General features: G+C 72.2%; 18 protein-coding genes. 14 read left to right on the top strand and 4 right to left on the bottom strand.

The features are described from left to right. Window position 1: 1 nt before the first annotated feature. The 8 genes from K1T34_RS46460 to K1T34_RS46425 all read left to right on the top strand — a co-directional run bounded on the left by K1T34_RS46460 (window position 2) and on the right by K1T34_RS46425 (window position 9555). Window positions 2-763 (top strand): SDR family NAD(P)-dependent oxidoreductase, encoded by a 762-nt coding sequence (locus K1T34_RS46460; RefSeq protein WP_220241119.1) that lies wholly within the window; start codon window positions 2-4, stop codon window positions 761-763. Between the two features lie 24 nt (window positions 764-787). Next, on the top strand, window positions 788-2278 hold the full coding sequence (locus K1T34_RS46455; RefSeq protein WP_220241118.1) for an NAD-dependent succinate-semialdehyde dehydrogenase: 1491 nt from the start codon (window positions 788-790) through the stop codon (window positions 2276-2278). Next, window positions 2275-3507, top strand: coding sequence for an iron-containing alcohol dehydrogenase (locus K1T34_RS46450; protein ID WP_220241117.1), 1233 nt, complete (start codon window positions 2275-2277; stop codon window positions 3505-3507). The genes K1T34_RS46455 and K1T34_RS46450 overlap by 4 nt, the downstream gene beginning before the upstream one ends. Then, entirely contained in the window at window positions 3504-4430 is a 927-nt protein-coding gene (locus tag K1T34_RS46445; RefSeq protein WP_220241116.1) for a 3-hydroxyacyl-CoA dehydrogenase, read from the top strand. The genes K1T34_RS46450 and K1T34_RS46445 overlap by 4 nt, the downstream gene beginning before the upstream one ends. A 233-nt stretch (window positions 4431-4663) precedes the next feature. Then, window positions 4664-5809, top strand: a complete 1146-nt coding sequence (locus K1T34_RS46440; protein WP_220241115.1) for a substrate-binding domain-containing protein — start codon at window positions 4664-4666, stop codon at window positions 5807-5809. Window positions 5810-5840: 31 nt separating this feature from the next. Then, window positions 5841-8375 carry an ATP-binding cassette domain-containing protein gene (locus tag K1T34_RS46435; protein WP_255638060.1) on the top strand — a complete coding sequence of 845 codons (2535 nt, stop codon included), beginning with the start codon at window positions 5841-5843 and terminating at the stop codon, window positions 8373-8375. Beyond that, window positions 8372-9400 carry an ABC transporter permease gene (locus K1T34_RS46430; RefSeq protein WP_220241114.1) on the top strand — a complete coding sequence of 343 codons (1029 nt, stop codon included), beginning with the start codon at window positions 8372-8374 and terminating at the stop codon, window positions 9398-9400. Before K1T34_RS46435 ends, K1T34_RS46430 begins: the two co-directional genes overlap by 4 nt. After that, entirely contained in the window at window positions 9400-9555 is a 156-nt protein-coding gene (locus tag K1T34_RS46425) for a hypothetical protein (RefSeq protein ID WP_220241113.1), read from the top strand. Before K1T34_RS46430 ends, K1T34_RS46425 begins: the two co-directional genes overlap by 1 nt. 41 nt (window positions 9556-9596) lie before the next feature. On the opposite strand, the gene K1T34_RS46420 is transcribed toward K1T34_RS46425, so the two are convergent. Beyond that, entirely contained in the window at window positions 9597-11336 is a 1740-nt protein-coding gene (locus K1T34_RS46420; RefSeq protein WP_220241112.1) for a sigma-54-dependent Fis family transcriptional regulator, read from the bottom strand. A 137-nt stretch (window positions 11337-11473) separates the two neighbouring features. Between K1T34_RS46420 and K1T34_RS46415 the strand changes: the two genes are divergently transcribed. The 3 genes from K1T34_RS46415 to K1T34_RS46405 all read left to right on the top strand — a co-directional run bounded on the left by K1T34_RS46415 (window position 11474) and on the right by K1T34_RS46405 (window position 13473). After that, complete coding sequence (locus K1T34_RS46415) at window positions 11474-12157, top strand: GntR family transcriptional regulator (RefSeq protein WP_220241111.1); 684 nt, start codon at window positions 11474-11476, stop codon at window positions 12155-12157. 67 nt (window positions 12158-12224) lie between these two features. Continuing rightward, a complete protein-coding gene (locus K1T34_RS46410; protein ID WP_255638059.1) occupies window positions 12225-12794 on the top strand; it encodes a TetR/AcrR family transcriptional regulator in 570 nt (189 codons plus the stop codon). A gap of 82 nt (window positions 12795-12876) precedes the next feature. Next, the gene (locus K1T34_RS46405) at window positions 12877-13473 is read left to right on the top strand and encodes a TetR/AcrR family transcriptional regulator (RefSeq protein WP_220241109.1); all 597 of its coding nucleotides are present in this window, start codon (window positions 12877-12879) and stop codon (window positions 13471-13473) included. Window positions 13474-13487: 14 nt separating this feature from the next. Here K1T34_RS46405 and K1T34_RS46400 read toward each other — a convergent pair whose 3' ends face one another. Beyond that, window positions 13488-14123, bottom strand: a complete 636-nt coding sequence (locus K1T34_RS46400) for a DUF4232 domain-containing protein (RefSeq protein WP_220241108.1) — start codon at window positions 14121-14123, stop codon at window positions 13488-13490. A gap of 174 nt (window positions 14124-14297) precedes the next feature. On the opposite strand from K1T34_RS46400, the gene K1T34_RS46395 reads away from it, so the two are divergent. Then, on the top strand, window positions 14298-14657 hold the full coding sequence (locus tag K1T34_RS46395; protein WP_220241107.1) for a hypothetical protein: 360 nt from the start codon (window positions 14298-14300) through the stop codon (window positions 14655-14657). Window positions 14658-14668: 11 nt separating this feature from the next. After that, window positions 14669-15322 (top strand): phosphate uptake regulator PhoU, encoded by a 654-nt coding sequence (locus K1T34_RS46390; RefSeq protein WP_220241106.1) that lies wholly within the window; start codon window positions 14669-14671, stop codon window positions 15320-15322. 237 nt (window positions 15323-15559) lie between these two features. Here the strand turns inward: K1T34_RS46390 and K1T34_RS46385 are convergent, their stop codons facing one another. Beyond that, window positions 15560-16702 carry a serine hydrolase gene (locus K1T34_RS46385; RefSeq protein ID WP_220241105.1) on the bottom strand — a complete coding sequence of 381 codons (1143 nt, stop codon included), beginning with the start codon at window positions 16700-16702 and terminating at the stop codon, window positions 15560-15562. Between the two features lie 104 nt (window positions 16703-16806). Here K1T34_RS46385 and K1T34_RS46380 point away from each other — a divergent pair, with 104 nt between their 5' ends. Then, window positions 16807-17646 (top strand): alpha/beta fold hydrolase, encoded by an 840-nt coding sequence (locus tag K1T34_RS46380; protein ID WP_220241104.1) that lies wholly within the window; start codon window positions 16807-16809, stop codon window positions 17644-17646. Between the two features lie 18 nt (window positions 17647-17664). On the opposite strand, the gene K1T34_RS46375 is transcribed toward K1T34_RS46380, so the two are convergent. Then, window positions 17665-18168, bottom strand: a complete 504-nt coding sequence (locus tag K1T34_RS46375; protein WP_220241103.1) for a hypothetical protein — start codon at window positions 18166-18168, stop codon at window positions 17665-17667. Window positions 18169-18187 lie beyond the last annotated feature (19 nt).

Here is an 18187-nt window from a genome sequence, read left to right as displayed (position 1 = left end):
CATGCCCCGCTTGGCGGGCAAGACGGCGATCGTGACCGGTGCGTCGTCCGGGATGGGCCGGGCGACCGCGGAGCTGTTCGCCGCGGAGGGTGCGCGGGTCGCGCTCACCGACGTGGACGCGGACCAGGGCGCGGCGGTGGCACGGGAAATCGGCGCCGCCGCGCGGTTCCACGCGGTGGACGTGCGCGACGAGAAGTCGATCGAGCGCGCGTACACCGAGATCGTGGCGGAGTTCGGCAAGCTCGACATCCTGGTCAACTGCGCCGGCGTGATCGGCGTGGACAAGCCCACGCACGAGGTCACCGAGGCCGAGTGGGACGCGCTGTTCGCAGTGGACGTGAAGGGCGTGTTCTTCTCGACCAAGCACGCCGTGCCTCACCTGATCGAGAACGGCGGCGGCAGCATCGTCAACTACTCCTCGATCTACGGCCTCGTCGGCAACGACGAGTTCACGCCCTACCACGTGGCCAAGGGCGCGGTGACGATGCAGACGCGCCAGGACGCGGCGATGTACGGCAAGTACGACATCCGCGTGAACTCCGTGCACCCGAGCACCGTGCTCACCCCGCTGGTCGAGGGGATCGCCGAGGCGTACGAGGGCGGCCTGCCCGCCTACGAACGCATGATGACCGCGAACCAGTCCCTGCGCCGGCTCGGGCGCCCGATCGACGTCGCCTACGCCGTGCTCTACCTCGCCTCCGACGAGGCCGCCTGGGTCACCGGCGTGAACCTCCCCGTCGACGGCGGCTACACCGCGCGCTGAGCGCGCCGAGAAAGGACGACAACCATGACCGCACTGGCCGAATCCCCGGCCGGGCTCTTCGCCGGGCACGAAGTACCGCTCGGGCTCTACCTCAACGGCGAGTGGACGCACCCGGGCAAGACCTTCGAGGTGCTCAACCCGAGCACCGGGAAGCCGCTCGCCGAGGTCGCCGACGGAGGCCCTGACCACGCGCTGGCCGCGCTCGGCCACGCCGTGGCGGCCCAGGACGCGTGGCGGCACTGGTCGCCGCGCGAGCGCGCCACGCTGTTCCACCGCGCCCACGCGATGCTCGTCGAGCGGGCCGACGCGTTCGCCGACGTGATGGTGCTGGAGAGCGGCAAGCCCCGCGCCGAGGCGGCGGGGGAGTTCGCCCTGTCGGCCGGGTTCTTCCTCTGGTACGCCGAGCAGATCGCCCACCTGCACGGCACGTACGCGCCCGGCTCGCCCGGCGGGTACCGCGTGGTCACCACCCACCAGCCGGTGGGTCCGAGTTTCCTCGTCACGCCGTGGAACTTCCCGCTGCTGATGGTGGCGCGCAAGGGCGGCGCGGCGCTCGCGGCCGGCTGCACGGTCGTGGTCAAGTCGGCCAAGGAGACGCCGCTGACGGCGGCGCTGTTCATCCGGACGCTGCACGACGCCGGGTTCCCGCCCGGCGTGGTGAACCTCGTGCACACCAGCGACTCCGCCGCGGTGTCCGACGTCGTGCTCGCCGACCCGCGGCTGCGCAAGATCAGCTTCACCGGGTCGACCGGCGTCGGCAGCCTGCTGCTGGCCAAGGCGGCCCAGCACATTGTGAACTCCTCGATGGAGCTCGGCGGCGACGGCCCGTTCGTGGTCCTCGACGACGCCGACGTGGACCTGGCCGTGCGCGAGGCGATCGCGTGCAAGTTCCGCAACGCGGGGCAGGCGTGCGTCGCGGCCAACCGGATCATCCTGCACCGCGCGATCGCCGACGAGTTCACGGAGAAGTTCGTCGCGGCCACGCGGGCGCTGCGCGTCGGTGACGGGTTCGAGGACGGCGTGGACGTCGGGCCGATCATCACGCCGCTCCAGCTGGAACGCGTGCAGTCCCTGGTGGACACCTTCACCGCGGCCGGCGCCGAGCTGCTCGCCGGCGGAAACCGCATCGAGTCGGCGGGCAACTTCTTCGAGCCGACCGTGCTGCGGTTGCGCGAGGCGGATCCCGCGCTGTGCAACCAGGAGCTGTTCGCCCCGGTCGCCGCGCTGTTCACCGTGGACTCGGCGAGGCAGGCGCTGGACTTCGCCAACGACACGACCTACGGACTCGCGTCGTACCTGTTCACGAAGGACCTGTCGCGCGCTTTCGCGATCGCCGAACGGCTCGACTTCGGCATGGTCGGCATCAACCGCGGCATCATGGCCGACCCGGCCGCCGCGTTCGGCGGCGTCAAGGAGTCGGGCCTCGGGCGCGAGGGCGGCCACGACGGCATCTACGAGTTCCTCGAGCCGAAGTACCTGGCCGTGACCGTGAACGAAGAGGAGGTGGGCGCGTGAGCTCCGAAACCCTGGGCCTGCTGCGCCAGCCCAAGACCGTCCTGTTCGGACCCGGCCGCCGCGCGCAGCTGCCGTACCTGGTGAAGCCGCTGGGCCGCACGGTGCTGGTGTGCACCGACGAGCGGATGGCCGGCAGCCCCGAGTTCGCCGGGATCCGCGACTCGCTGACCGGCCAGGGCCTCGACGTGCGCGTGTTTTCGCGTGTCGAGCCGGACCTGCCGCGCGAGAACGTGGAGGCGCTGCTCGCGGAGGTCGACGGCGGCGAGATCGACGCGGTGATCGGCCTGGGCGGCGGCAGCTGCCTGGACTTCGCCAAGGTCGCGTCGATCATGCTCAAGCGCGGCGGGAACGTCGCGGACCTCTACGGCGAGAACCTCGTCGAGGGCCCGGGTCTGCCGCTGGTCACCGTGCCCACCACGGGCGGCACCGGCGCCGAGGTCACCTGCATCGCCGTGGTGTTCGACGCGGACAAGGGGATGAAGGTCGGGGTGGCGAGCCCGTACCTCGAGCCGTACGCGGCGGTCGTCGACCCGGAGCTCACGCTGAGCTGCCCGCCGGGGCTGACCGCCGCCACCGGTGCCGACGCGCTCTCGCACCTCGTCGAGTCGTTCACCGCGCGCGAGAAGCACCCGGACGCCGAGCACCTGCACCGCCACCTCTACGCCGGCAAGAACGTGCTGACCGACCTGTACGCGTTGCGCGGCTTCACGTTGCTGGGCAGCTCGCTGGAGCGCGTCGCGAACGACCCGGCGGACCTGGCCGCGAGGACCGACACGATGCTCGGCGCGCTGAGCGCGGGCATGGCCATCAACACCGCCGGCACGGCGGCCGCGCACGCCATCCAGTCGCCGATCGGAGCGCTCACCCACACCGCGCACGGCTTCGGCGTCGGGGCGCTGCTGCCGTACGTGATGCGGTTCAACCTCCCCGCGCGGGAGGCGGAGTTCGCCGAGATCGGCCGGGCGTTCGGCATCGCCGATCCGGCGTTGTCGCGGACGCAGCGTGCGCGGGCGGCGATCGAGCGGATCGAGGAGATCCTGGGCGCGCTCGGCGTGCCGCTGAACCTGAAGGACCTGGGCCTCGAACCGGACCGGTTCGGGTTCGTGGCCGAGCAGGCGATGCTCGCCACGCGGCTGACCGCGAACAACCCGCGCGAGCTCACGGAGTCCGCGATCGTCGAGATCCTCAAACGGGGGTACGCCGACGACCGCACGTGGTGGGAGCTGTGACCGAAGACCCCGTCGAACCGGTCGCGGTCATCGGCACGGGCGCGATCGGCGTCGGGTTCCTGGTGCTGTTTGCCCTGGCCGGGGTCCCGGTGCGGGCGTGGGACGCAGACGCGGCGGCCTACGACCGGGCCCGCGCGGCCGTGGCCGATCGGCTGGCGCTGCTCGGGAAACACGGCCTGCTGCCTGGGAAACTCGCGGAGATCTTCTACCACGAGCAGCTCGGCGAGGCCGTCGACGGCGTCGCGCTGGTGCAGGAATGCGCGGCCGAGGACGTGGTGGTGAAGCGCGCGTTGTTCGCCGAGCTGGCCGCTCGTGCCGGTCCGGACACGGTGCTCGCCAGTTCCAGCTCGGCGTTGGTCCCGAGCTCGTTCGGCACGGGCCTCGGCGGCCGGGTGCTCGGCGCACACCCGGGCAACCCGCCGTACCTGCTGCCGGTCGTCGAGCTGATCCCGGCGTCGGACACTCGCGCGGACATCCTGGCCCGCGCGCGGGCGGTGTACGAGCGGGCGGGGATGAGACCCGTGCTGGTGCGCAAGGAGGTCGAGGGCTTCGTCTTCAACCGCCTGCAGGGCGCGCTGCTGCGCGAGGCGTACTGCCTGCTGCGCGACGGCGTGGCCGACGTCGAGGACATCGACGAGGTGGTGCGCAGCGGGCTCGGTCCACGGTGGAGCGTGATCGGTCCGTTCGAGACCGTCGACCTCAACACCCGCGGCGGCATCGCCGCGCATGCCGCGCGGATGGGCCCCGCCTACGCGCGGATGGGCGCGGAACGCGGGCAGGACGATCCGTGGACCGACGAACTCGTCGCGCTCGCGAGCGAGCAGCGCAGAGCCCTCGTGCCGCTGGACGAGTGGGACGCCCGCGTGAGCTGGCGCGACGAGCGGTTGATGCGGCTGCGCGCCGCCTTGAGACCGCGCGACTGAACACGGCGAAAAGCCAACACGGCGAAAAAGCCGGAGCCGCCCCGACAACCGGGGCGGCTCCGGCTTTTTCGCGTCCGCCGGAGATCCTTTACCACCTCGCGCGGAAAACGGTCGGGAAATCTCCGCGGCGTGTGTCAAATTGACACAGCCGCGTCTCACACTGACCGGGTCCGCACCCCCTGCGGTAGCCGACACTTTTGCCAACTCGGGGGCGGAATATCGGGAAGGCGAACATGGCGATCAAGAAGAAAACCGCGGTTGCGGCCGTTTCGGCCGCGCTGTTCCTGGGCGGCTGCGCCACGGGCGCTCCCACCGGCCAGGGCGGGAGCGAGGCCGGCGCGGACAACGCGGCCCTGCAGCAGAAAGTCGGGGTCGTCGGCACGCAGGACCAGATCCAGGACGTAGGCAAGTTCTGCGGCACGAAACCGCTCACCGTCGCGTTCGCCGATGGGTTCGGCGGCAATTCCTGGCGCAAGATCACGCGCAAGCTGTTCGAGGAAGAGGCCGCGAAGTGCCCGAACATCAAGAAGGTGCTTTACACCGACGCGCAGGGTGACACGCAGAAGGCCATTTCCGACCTCAATTCCCTCGTCGCGCAGAAGGTGGACGTGATCGTCACTTTCGTCGACGGCGGCGAGGCGCTGCTGCCGACGATCAAGAAGGCGACCGCGGCCGGGGTCAAGGTTGTGCCGTTCGTCGGTTCGCCCGGTGGGGTGCCTGGCAAGGACTACGTGGACTTCGTGTCCGAGGACATCAAGACCTACGGCTCCGCCCTCGCCGAGTGGACGGTGAACGCGATGCACGGCAAGGGGAACCTGGTGATGCTCGGCGGCATCGCCGGCAACTCCTACTCCCAGGGCGTGTACCAGGGCGTGCTCGACGCGGTGAAGAAGCACCCGGACGTGAAGCTGCTCAACACCGACGGCCCCGTCGCCACCGACTGGGAGCCGGGCAAGACCCAGCAGGTCGTGGCCGGGCTCATCACGAAGTACGGCACCATCGACGGGATTGTGTCGGACTACGGCGGCGGCTCGGTCGGCGGGGTGCGGGCGTTCATCGCGGCGAACAAGCCGCTGCCGGTGTGGTCGGCCAACGACTCCAACGAGTTCGGCTGCCTGTGGTACCAGTACAAGGACTCCCAGCCGGGCTACCAGATCGCCACGGAGTCCTCGCGCAACTGGATCGTCAACGTCGCCCTCCACAAGGGACTCGCCGCGGCCAACGGCATCGCCGACGACGAACCGTCCACTTACGACCTGAAGATCATCGAGGACTCGACCGATCCGGCCAAACAGCCGAAGTGCGAGAAGTCGCTGCCGCCGGACGCGATCCTCTCGTCCGGGCTGTCGGTGCCCGACCTGCAGGCGCTGTTCAAGTGAGCGCACCGGCCCGAGGAGGAGAGGGGCGACCGTGACGCAGTTCGAAGTTCCCGTCGTCGGTGAACGCGCCGGCGAGCCGGCCGGGACCGCCGGCGCGACCGCACCGGCGGTATTGAGCCTGACCTCGATCTCGAAGTCGTTCGGCCCCGTCCGGGCGCTGTCCGACGTGGACCTGGAGATCCGGGCCGGCGAGGTGCACGCCCTGGTCGGTGAGAACGGCGCGGGCAAGTCCACGCTGATGGCCGTCGCGTCGGGGGTCCTGGCCCCCGACGCGGGGACTGTGGTCATCGGCGGCGAGCGGCTCACGTCGGCCTCGCCCCAGCTCGCTCGCGAGCTCGGTCTCGGCATCGTGCGGCAGGAGCCGGCGCTGCTGCCGGACCTGACCGTCGCGGAGAACATGGCCGTGGCCGTCGGCTACGGGCGCGTCGGCGGTCTGCGGCGCGCCCCGGCGTGGGCGCAGGAGCAGCTCGACCCGTGGGGCATGGGCATCCGCGCCCGCAGCCGCGTGGCCGAGCTGAGCGTGGAGCAGCGGTTCGTGGTCGAGATCGCCAAGGCGCTCGCGCTCGGGCCGAAGGTGCTGATCCTCGACGAGCCGACCGAGCACCTCAGCGTCGACGAGGTGCAGACGCTCTTCGACCGCGTCCGCGAATGCGTGCGCGCCGGCGCGGCCGTCGTCTACATCTCCCACCGGATCCCCGAGGTGAAGCTCATCGCGGACCGGATCACGGTGTTGCGCGACGGAGCCGTGCGCGGCACGTTCGCGGCGTCCGAAGTGGACGAACAGCAGATCGTCGAGCGGGTGATCGGCCGGGCGCTGGAGACGGTGTTCCCGCCGAAGGGTGGCGGCACGGGGGAAACCGGGCTGCTGCGGGTCGAGGGACTGTCCGGCGCGGACTTCGCCGACGTGGCCTTGACCGTGCGCCCCGGCGAGATCGTCGGCCTCGCCGGCGTGCAGGGCAACGGCCAGAGCTCGGTGCTGCGCGCGCTGGCCGGGCTGGAGCCCGCCACCGGCACGGTCACGGTCGCCGGCCGGCAGGTGCGGCTCGGCAGCAACGCCGCGGCTGCGCGAGCCGGGGCGGTGTACGTGCCCGCCGACCGGCACGGCGAGGGGGTCTTCGGGCCGCTCGCCGTCGGGGAGAACACCGTGCTGGCGACGCTGGACGAGGTCACCACGGCCGGGCTGGTGTCCGGCCGGCGCGTCGACGCCGTCGCGCGCGGCGAGGTGGAGCGGCTCGGGGTGAAGACACCGGGCGTCGCCACGCCGATCTCCGCGCTGTCGGGCGGCAACCAGCAGAAAGTCGTGCTGGCGCGCGCGATGCTCGCGAAACCACGCCTGCTGCTGGCCGAGGAGCCCACGCAGGGTGTCGACGCCGGCGCCCGCGTGGACATCTACCGGATCCTGCGCGAAGCGGCCGACGCAGGCGCGGCGGTCTTACTGCTCTCCTCGGACGGCGTCGAGCTCGAAGGGCTCTGCGACCGCGTGCTCATCATGTCCCGCGGCTCGATCGTCGCGGAGCTGGCGGGCGACGAGGTCTCCGAAGCCGCGATCACGGAGGCAGCCCTGACCGCGACCACCGTCCGGGCGCGCGTCGCGGCGCGGGCCGGGCGGTGGCTCACGGCGCACCGGTGGCTGCGCGGCGACCACACGCCCGCCGCCGTGCTCACGCTCGTGTTCCTCCTGCTCGGCCTCGTGGTCGGGGCCGGGAGCACCAGCTACTTCTCCGAGTTCAACCTCTACAACCTGCTGTTCGCCGCGGCCCCGCTGATCCTGGTCGGGACCGCGCAGCACGTGGTCGTGCTCGGCGCCGGGATCGACCTGTCCGTCGGCCCGCTCGTCGGGCTCCTGGTGGTGATCGCGTCGTTCTGGGTCGTCGCCGGGGGACCGGCGGGCATCGGGTACGCGCTGATGTTCGGCGCCGCGCTGCTCGTGGGCGTGGTCAACGGCCTGCTCGTCACCAGGTTCCGGGTCAACGCGGTGGTGGCGACTTTGGCGACGTACATGGCGCTGCAAGGCGTGTACTTGACACTGCGCAGCACCCCGGGCGGGGTGTTCCCCGACGGCGTGACGGCCCAGATCTCGCTGCGCGTCGGGGTGCTGCCGGTGGTCACGATCGGCGCGGTGGTGCTGATCGTGGTCCTGGAGTGGGCGCTGCGGCGCACGCGCTGGGGCGTGGAGCTGCGGGCGGCCGGCTCGAACCGCACGGCGGCCGAGCAGCTCGGCGTCCGCGTCGGGCGCACACAGCTGCTGTCCTACGTGGCCTCGGCACTCCTGTGTTTCCCGGCGGCGGTGATCGTGATGGCGCAGATCGGCATCGGCGACGGGCGGCCCAGCCTCACCTACACTCTCTCGTCGATCACGATCGTCGTGCTCGCCGGGGCCAGCGTGTTCGGTGGGCGCGGGTCGTTCCTCGGCGTGCTGGCGGCGGCGCTGCTCGTGCAGCAGCTGGTCACGGCGTCGCCGTTCCTCGGGCTGTCGCAAGCCTGGTCGTACTGGCTGCCGGGACTGATCACGTTGGGTGCGGCCCTGCTCTACGCCCGGCTGCGCGGCGGAAGGAGCCGAGCATGACTCGACATTCGAGTGTGAACACTGTGGACACCACGCCCGTGGACCGGGTGTGGACGCGCCTGCTCAGCGGCCGGTCCGCAGCCATCTGGGTCGCGTGCGTCGTGCTCTTCGCGATCAGCCCGCTGGTGGCCCCGGGCAGCCTGGGCGCGGCGCCGATCCTGAGCATGCTCCCGTTCGCGGCGGTGCTCGCGATCGCCGCGGCGGGACAGACGCTCGTGGTGCAGCAGCGCGGCCTGGACCTGTCGGTGCCGGGGATGATCGCGCTGGCCGCCGCGCTCGGTACCGGGCTGCCGCAGAACCACGGCTGGCCGGTTTCCGCCGCCGTCGCGGCCGGGGTCCTGGTCCCGGCGGTGGCGGGCCTGATCAACGGCCTGCTGGTGACCGTCTTCCGCGTGATGCCGCTCGTCGTCACGCTCGGGATGAACGCCGTGCTGCTCGGCACGGTGTTCGCGGTGGCCAACGGCACGCCCGCCGGTGCCCCGGAGGGGCTGAACCAGTTCGCGCTCGACCGCACGGCGGGCGTGCCGAACACGGCGCTGATCGCGATCGTGGTCGTCGGCGTCACCGGTGTGGTCGCCCAGCGGTCGGCGTTCGGGCACCGGCTCACCGCCGTCGGGGTGAGCGAGCGCGCGGCCGCCGCCACCGGCATCCGCGTGCCCTCGCACCAGCTGCTCGCCTACGGGTTCGCCGGCGTCTGCTACGGGCTCGCGGGCGTGCTGCTGGCCGGCTACACGAAAACCCCGCCGCTGTTCCTCGGCGACTCGTACCTGCTGCCGACTGTCGCGGCGGTGGTGCTCGGCGGCACGGCGCTCACAGGCGGGCTCGCCAGCGTGGTCGCTTCCGGCGCCGCGGCGTTGTTCCTGACGCAGCTCGGCCAGCTGCTGCGCGCAGTCGGCTGGCCCGACTCGACGCAGCTGATCGCGCAGTCGGTGGTGCTGGTGGCGGTGGTGTTGGCGCGCGAGCTGGTGCCGGTGTTCGTGCGGCGGTTGCGTCGGCCGGATCCGGCGCTGCCGGCGGTGATGTGATGGTGGTGGGTGGGTTGTGGGCCGGCCCCGGTCGCGAGGTGCAGCTGATCGCGCAGTCGGTGGCGCTGGTGGCGGTGGTGTTGGCGCGCGAGCTGGTGCCGGTGCTCGTGCGGCGGTTGCGTCGGCCGGGCCCGGCACTGCCCGCGGCGGTCTGACCGTGATGCACCGGGGCCTGCCGGCTCGCGGCGGGCCCCGGTCACGCCGTGAGCCGGTAGGCCTTCATCTTGCGGTACACCGTGGCGCGCGAGATGCCGAGGATCTCGGCCGCCTTGCCGCGGTTGCCGCCCGCCTCCTGCAGTGCGCGCTGGATCGCCTCGAGCTCCATCCGCTCGATCATCGTGAGCGTCTGCGCCTTCTGCAGCGCCCGCGGCAGGTCGGCCGGCTCGACCGGGCCCTTGCCGCGGCTCTTGACCGCCTGGGTGAACACGGACTTCAGCTCTCGGACGTTGCCGGGCCACGGGTAGGCGCGCAGCAGCTCGAGGGTCTCGCGGCTCGGCACGAGGCCCGTGCCGGGCGCGGCCGCGAGCGCGAAGGCGTGCCACAGCACGGAAATGTCCTGCGGGCGCTCGCGAAGCGGCGGCACCCACAGGTGCGCGATGCCGAGTTTGAGCGCGAAGGCCTCGGCTTCGGCCTCGTCTGCCGCGGCCAGCGTGAGCACCACCGGCCCGCGCGCGGGCGTCGACTCCACCACCGACCGCAGACCCGCCAGGACCTTCGCGTCGAGCGTCTCGACGCCCCGGACGACCAGCGGCCCGGCTTCAGTCAGGCGGCTCGCCACCTGCTGCAGCCACGGCGAGGCTCCGCAGACGTGCGCCTCGGCGGCGTCGGCGATCCGGCCGCCGCGCGCGTGCGCCTCGGGCCGGAACGGGGTGCCGAGCGCGAGCGAGGTCTTCCCGGCCCCGGGCTCGCCCGCGACGATCAGCGGGGTGCCGGCCTCGCGGTGCGCGGCCACCTCGCGCGCGGTCCGCAGCCAGTCCGCGGAGTGCCCGGCGAGCTCGTCGCGCCGCGGGCGCTCCGGTGCCGGTGCCTGCCGCGCGACCGGCGCGCCCGCCTCGCGGGGGAGCAGCACCACGATCCGGTTGCCGGGGTCGAGGTTGGTCACGGAGATCGTGGCCGTGCCGCGCGAAAGCGGCACGGAGTGCTTGCCGTCGCGCATCCCGTCCTCGCACAGCTCGCGGATGAGCCCGATGTCCTCAGTGGACAGGCTGCCCGACTGCGGGTTTTGGATCAGCAGCCCTTCGGGGCCGAACGCGAGCACGGGCGCGGTCTGCGTGCGGGTGGCGCTGAGGAACGCGTTGAACGTGTGCCGGGCCGAGGGCTGCTCGACGTCGAGCACGTGCTGTTCGAGCTGCGTGGTCACCGATCGCAGCAGCGGCCGCAGGAAGTCGGTGCCCGGGCGGACGTCGCACGAGACCGTGACGACCGCGAGGAGCTTGCCCGTGGCCGGGTGCAGCACGGGCGCGCCGGTGCACACGGCGTTGCGGTAGAGGTCGGCGAAGTGCTCGACCCCGCGGATCTGCACGCTCTTGCCGGTGACGGCCACCGTGCCCACGCCGTTCGTGCCCACCGCGTTCTCGGCGAGCACCGCGCCGCGCGAGGTGCCGATGCGGTCGAGGTGCGCGGCCGCCGTGGTGTCGTGGCACCAGCGCTGCAGGATCCGGCCGCTGGAGTCGGCGAGCAGCACCGCGAGACCGGTCCCGTCGAGGCTCTCGGAGAACCGCGCGAGCGGCGCCTGGAACATGTCGAGCAGGTGCGCGTCGAGCAGGTCCTCCCGCACGTGGGGCACGTCGATGACGTTCTCCGGCGTGCCGATGGCCAGCTGCGAACGCTGCCAGGAGCTCATGAGCTCGACGTTGTGCCAGCGTTCGGGTGCTGCCGTGGCGAGGAAGTCGTCCTTCGCCTTCTGGATGCGGCTGACTTCGTCGTCATGGGCCACGGTCGGACTCCGGCGGTAGGCTGGGGACGGGAGCGTAATACGATCATACAATCATACGAGGGGGCGGGGATGAACACAAAGGTGACCGTTCCGAGACCGGGGTGTCACTCCCAGGGATGGAACGAGGTCGACTGCTCATGAGCCTCGAGCGGCACGCCGCTCCGCTGCGCCAGCAGGTCGTCCGGCAGCTGCGGGGCGAGATCCTGGACGGGGTGCGCAAACCGGGCGAACGGCTCGTCGAGACCGCGCTCTGCGAGGCGTACGACGTCTCCCGCACGGTCGTGCGCGAGGCGCTGCGCCAGCTGGAGACCGAAAGCCTGATCACCATGCGGCCCAACCGCGGGCCCATCGTCACGGTCCTGACTCCGGACGACATCGAAGCACTCTACGAGGTCCGCCAGAATCTGGAAGGGCTCGCGGGGGAAAAGTTCGCGCAGCGCGCGTCGGAGTCCGACGCCGAGGCGCTGGTGGCCCAGCTGGACCACATGGAGTCGACGTTCCTCGCAGGCGACGTGACCACGCGTGGCCGGGAGAAGGACGAGTTCTACCGGCTGCTGCTGCTCGGCGCGCACAACCCGGTGCTCGCCGACCAGCTGCGCGGGATCCACTCGCGGATCAGCATCTTCCGGCACTTCGCGTTCGTCGACGACCGGCGGGCGGAGCTGTCGCTGCGAGAGGTGCGGGCGATCGTCACCGCTGCCGCGGTGCACCGCGACCCGGCCGAGGCCCGGCGCGCCTGCGAGGAGCACATCCGCCTGGCCGGCGAGCTCGCGATCGTCGAGTACGAGACCCGGCGCGAAGGCGGCACGGTCGCGGTCTGAGCCCGGCCACCATGACATCATGGGCAGGCGGAACACTGTTCCGTTCAGGCCGGTGAGGGGAGCTGTGGTGAACGAGGAGCCCGTCGCGCGGACGAAGCGGGCGGACGCGCGGCGCAACGAGGAGTCGCTGCTGGCCGCGGCGGCCGCGGTGTTCGTCGCGTCCGGGGTCGACGCGCCGGTGCGCGACATCGCGGCGAAGGCCGGCGTCGGAATGGGCACGATCTACCGCCACTTCCCGACGCGGGCGGAGCTGATCGTCGCCGTGTACCGGCACCAGATCGAGGCGTGCGTCGAGGCCGGGCCTGAGCTGCTCGCGGCGGGCCCGACGCCGCACGCCGCGCTGGGGCGCTGGATCGAGCTGTTCGTCGACTTCCTTGTCACCAAGCACGGGCTGGCCGGTGCGATGCAGTCGGACGAGGCCGGGTTCGAGGCGTTGCACTCGTTGTTCCTCGAACGCCTGATGCCGGTGTGCGCGCAGCTGCTCACCGCGGCGGCCGAGGCCGGCGAGATCCGCGCCGACGTCGAGGCCTACGAGCTGATGCGCGGCGTCGGCAACCTCTGCATCGGCGCGGAGAACGACGACCGCTACGACGCGCGCCGCCTGGTCTCGCTGCTGGTCGCGGGGCTGCACACGTAGTCCTCCGGCGCCGGCTGGACCGGCCCGGCGCCCGGCGCTACGCTCCGCGTGGCCCGAGTCGGGCCGATGCGGAAAGGTGCAGATGACTGCGTCGACGACGATCCCGCACCGGGAGAAGCTGCTGCGCGAGGGCATGCGCCGGCTCTACGTCCACGGCTTCCACGGAACCACGATCGACGCGATCCTCGAGGGCGCCGGCGTGCCGAAGGGCTCGTTCTACCACCACTTCGGCTCGAAGGAAGGCTTCGCGAAGCAGGTGCTCGCGCGGTACGTGCAGTTCCAGCTCGATCAGCTCGGCGAGTGGAGCGGCCGCGCGGACCTGACCACACCCGCTGTGCTGTCGGGGTATTTCCGCGCGATGGCCGGCCGGTTCATCGCCTCCGGGCACCGGGACGCCTGCCTGGCGGGCAAGCTCGCCACGGAGCTGTGCGCGGAACACGAAGCGTTCCGCGCACAGCTGGCCGAGGACCTGAGTGTCTGGAAAGGACGGATCGCCGAGCTGCTGCGCCAAGGGCAGCGGCGCGGTGACGTGCGGGCGGACCAGCCGGCCGAGGTGCTCGCCGACGCCGTGCTCGCGTTGCTGCAAGGGGCTTTTGTCGTCGCGCTGGCTTCGCGCGACGACGCTTCGCTGGCGTCGGTGGGCACGGCGCTGGAACTCTTGGTCGCGCCGCCCGGCTGACGTCCTTTGTGGACTCAGAACACGAGCACGCCCTGCGCGGCCGGCTGCAGCGTGCCGACCTCCACGGACTTGATCGGGAACTGGGGCACCTGAACGGTTTGGCCGTCGAGGCCGATGAGGTCGATGTTCGTGGTTCCAGTGGTGCCGGGCGGGGTCGCCTCGAAGTTGCTGGCCACGAACGCGTCGGAGTCGGCCTTGTCGCCGAGGGTCCACTTCACGCCGGCGAACGCGGTCGTGCCGGGCTTGAGGGTGACGGGGATGGCCGCGCCCGGGATCTCGACGTCGTGGATCGGGAAGTCGAGCGGCGAGCCGTCGGCGCCGAGGAACCGCAGCTTCGGCCAGCCCTTGAGCGTCACTGTGGTCTTGCCGCGGTTCTCGAGCGTCAGGAGGGCGACGTTCTGGTCGGGCTGCAGGGTGAGCTCCGCGTGGAACGTCCCGGCCGCGGTGGCCTTCTGGACAGGCGGTTTCGCGGACGTCGAAGGGGCTCGGGTGGTGGCCGGAACCGTGACGGGCGCGGTGGCCGACGCCGTGGCGTTGCGGGCGACGAGCGGGTCGGGCGAGGCCGTGCCACCCGTCGAGCCGCTGCACGCGGTGAGGGACACGGCGAGCGCGGCGAAGGAGACGACGGTGGCCACGGTGGTGACGCGCATGGGACACGAACCCTTTCTCGAGGTGCCGGATCGTCCGTCCGGCTCACCGCCCATCACGGACGCCGGAGGAATCCGGTTCACCGCAAGGGTTTCCCGGTCTGTGACCAGGCGCGACGCGCCGGTGGACCAGGGTCGGGAGGTGGGCGTGGGCGAATGCGCCTAGGCTGTACGGCCATGGCGGATCGCGCGCTGTGCCTGGAGCCACTGGAGCTGTCCGGGCGGGAACGATCGGTCCTGCGGAGCGTTGCGGTCCGCGGGGCGTCCTCGTCGTTGTACTGCGAGCTCGAAGCAGGACACGGCCACGAGCACGTCGCGGGCGTCCGCGGTGACGGGCCGGGCGGCCCGAGGTGGTGGTTGCGCTGGTGGCCGGGCCGGCGCGTGCTGGAGGCCCGCGCGGAGTGCGGCGCGCTCGCCGAAAACGGCGCGGTGTGCCGCGTACCCGGTGGACACGAGGGCGGTCATCCGTCTGACCTCGTGGACCTTGAGCACCTCGAGGAACTGGCCGACGCGGCGAGGCCGGGCGGACCTCGGTAGAGTCGCGATTCATGCGCGAAGGTTTCAAGGACGACCTCGACCGGCTCGACGAACGGCTCGCCGGGATGGGTGATGCCGCGGCCGCGGCGATGCGGTCCGCGACTCGCGCGTTGCTGACCGCGGATCTCGCGCTCGCCGAGCAGGTCATCGGCGCCGACTCCGCTCTCGACGGCCAGCGCGCCGAGTGCGAGGAAGAGGCGTACTCGCTGCTCGCCCTGCAGGCCCCCGTCGCCGGCGACCTGCGTGGCGTGCTCGCGGTGGTGTACTGCGCCGAGAAGATCGAGCGGATGGGCGACCTGGCCGCCCACATCGCCAGCACGGCCCGGCGCAGCCACCCGGAGCGCACCGTGCCCGCCGACCTGGAGCCGGTCTTCGCCGAACTGGGTGACGTCACCGCCCGCATGGCCGACCGCCTCACGCAGTTCATCCGCGGCGGCGGCGTCGAAGGCGGCTACGCGGAGCTCAGCCGCTCCGACGAAACCGTCGACGCTCTCCACGCCCGGGTCCTCGCCACGATCACCTCCGCGCAGTGGACCCACGGCCAGCGCACCGCCGTCGCGGCCACGCTGCTCACCCGCTTCTACGAACGCTTCGCCGACCAGACCGTGTCGGTCGCCAAGCGGCTCGAATTCGCCGCGACCGGCGCGCTGCCGGGCCCGCGCTGACCCTTCAGGCCGGCGGTTCCTCGCACTGGGACAGCCGTCGCCGCCTGCTCGCTGCCGTTTCGGTGAGCGCGTTGCCGACGCAGCCGGCTCGGTCGGCGAGCGCCCGCGACTCGCGGCGACGAATGCTTTCCGTGCCCTCGCTGATGCGCCCCGCAGCGGCCGGCGCTTACTCACGCTGAGCGAAGCCACACCGGCCGCCGGTGGTGTCCGATGTGGACTTTCCGCCGGGCAGCCCGGTCAGCCCAGGCACTCGCGCAGCGCGGTGACAAGGTTGGTGGCCCGCGCGTCGCCGTGGCCGACCATGCGGTTGGCAACATAGGCGAAGCCCACCCCGTGCTCGTCGTCGGCGAAGGAGAACTGGCCGCCGGCGCCGTCGTTGCCGAAGCTGCGCGCGCCGAGCATCGGGCGGAACGCCGAATCGAGCAGGAAACCCGAGCCCCAGCGGGCTCCCGCGTCGAAGCCGAACCAGTCTTGGCCGGACGAGACCTCGCGGACGGCGTCGGTCACGGTCTCCGGAGACAGCAGCCGCGGGCTGCCGTCGAGGCCGGTGACCGCGGCCGCGTACAGGCCGGCGAGCCCGCTCGCCGACGCGGTCGCCCCCGCGCCCGGCAGTTCCATGCCCAGCAGCGCCGGGTCGTTCCAGCCGCGCGGTTCGTCGAGGCCCGGGAACACGAGCGCGCCGTTCATCGTGACGATCCGGGTCAGGATGTGCTCGGGCGGCGGCATGGGCGGGCGACCCTCGGCTTCCGCCAGCCGGGCCCGCGCGGCCATCTCGGCTTCGGGAAGGCCGAGCCACGCGCGCAGCCCGAGCGGCTCGCCGACCACCGAACGGAAGTACGCCCCGGGCGTCAGCCCGGTGAGCCGCCGCACGAGCTCGCCGAGCAGGAACCCGAACACGTGGCCGTGGTAGGCGTACGTGGTTCCCGGTTCCCACAACGGTTTCTGCTCCTCGATCGCGCGGATCACCGGCGTCCACCGCGCGATCTCCTCGAACGGCACGGTCTTGTCGAGCACCGGCAGCCCCGCGCGGTGCCCCAGGACCATCCGCGGCGTGATGCCCTTTTTGCCCTCCGGCGCGAACTCTGGCCAGTACCGGCTGACCGGCGCGTTGAGGTCCAGCTTCCCCTCCTGCGCGAGCAAGTGCGCGCACAGGCTCACGATCGCCTTGGCGCAGGAGAAAACCGGCACCACGGTGTCGTGTTGCCACGCGCGTCCCGTGGCCTCGTCGGCGACGCCACCGCAGAGCTCCACGACCTTGCGGCCGCCCACGAACACCGTGACCGCGGCGCCGAGTTCGGGGAACTCGGCGAAATTCCGCGCGAACGCGTCGGCGACCGCTCCGAACCGCTCGTCGGCTTCCCCGTGGTAGGTCGTGCTCACTGTCCCGCTCCTTCGCGCTCGATGCCGACGCGGACGCTACGGCGGGAGCCCCGGTCCGACCACCGAATTTGCCGCCGGTCACCCGGCGGTGCCAAGATCCGCGCATGCCGACCTTCGCCGCGCCGGACGGGACCACCCTCGCCTACCGCGTGCTCGGTTCGGGCACACCGGTCGTCTGCCTGCCGGGCGGCCCGATGCGCGACGCGGCCTACCTCGGCGACCTCGGGGGCCTGGCCGCGCACCGCAGCCTGTTGGTGCTCGACCTGCGCGGCACGGGCGCGTCCGCGGAGCCCGAAGACCCGGACACCTACCGCTGCGACCGCCAGGTCGGCGACGTCGAGGCCCTGCGCGCGCACCTCGGCCTCGAAAGCCTCGACCTGCTCGGCCACTCCGCGGGCGCGAGCCTGGCGATGCGGTACGCGGCCACGCGGCCCCAGCGCGTCGGCCGGCTCGCACTGATCACCCCGAGCGCCCGGTCCGTCGCCTTCGAACAGACACCCGGCCAGCGCCGGCACTCGATCGCCCGCCGGGCCGCGGAACCCTGGCACGCGGCCGTCGCGGCCGCGTACGAAGAGATCGCCGCCGGCCGCGCCACGAGCGCCGCCTGGGCCGCCATCGCGCCGATGTACTACGGCCGCTGGGACGACACCGCGAAAGCCCACCACGCCACCAAATCGGCCCAGCGCAACGCCCGGGCCGCCCGCGGCTACAACTCCGAGGGCGCCTTCGACCCGCCGCGTACGCGAGCCGAACTGGCCGCCGTCACGGCCCCGGTGCTCGTGCTCGCGGGCGAGCTCGACTGGATCACCCGGCCCGACGTCGCCGCCGCCATCGCGGCCCTCTTCCCGGACGCGCACACCGTGGCCCAGCACGGCGCGAGCCACTACCCGTGGATCGACGACCCGGGCGCCTTCACCGAGACCGTCGCGAAGTTCCTGTCCTGACGCGGTACCTGGCGCGGCTCAACGCCGCTTTCGCCGCGCCGCCCGCTGCCACTCTTGGTCTTTGACGCGCAGCCCGAACGCCGCCTTCACCTCGGGCCGCTGCAGCGGCCGCAGCACGGCTTGCGCCAGGAGCAGCCAGAGGAAGATGCCGACCGGCGCGGCGCTGCCGCCCGCGTCCGAGAGCAGAGTGATGACGCCGCCGACCACGAGGATCAGCGCGAACCCGAGCTCGACGCCGAGCGTCGTCCACCACACCGCGGGCCGGCGGCGACCGAGGAGCACCGCGCAGACCGCGACCGCCACGGCCAGCGCGGCGTCGAGCGAGGCCAGCGCGAGGACGCCGCCCAGGCCGGCGGTGTCGGCGGTGCTCGTCACGAGGACCCAGATGAACACCGACAGTGCGAGGTAGAGCGTTGCCTGCGCGGCCATCGCCCACCGGGCCGAGGAGATGGCGCGGCGGATGTCTTCGTCGTCGTACGGATCTTGCTGAGCCGGCAGCTCGAAGGGACTCGGGTCGGACACGGCGGGCACCACCTCTCGG

The organism is Amycolatopsis sp. DSM 110486, from assembly GCF_019468465.1.
Classification (GTDB): domain Bacteria; phylum Actinomycetota; class Actinomycetes; order Mycobacteriales; family Pseudonocardiaceae; genus Amycolatopsis.
This window is presented reverse-complemented; position numbering and strand designations above follow the sequence as displayed.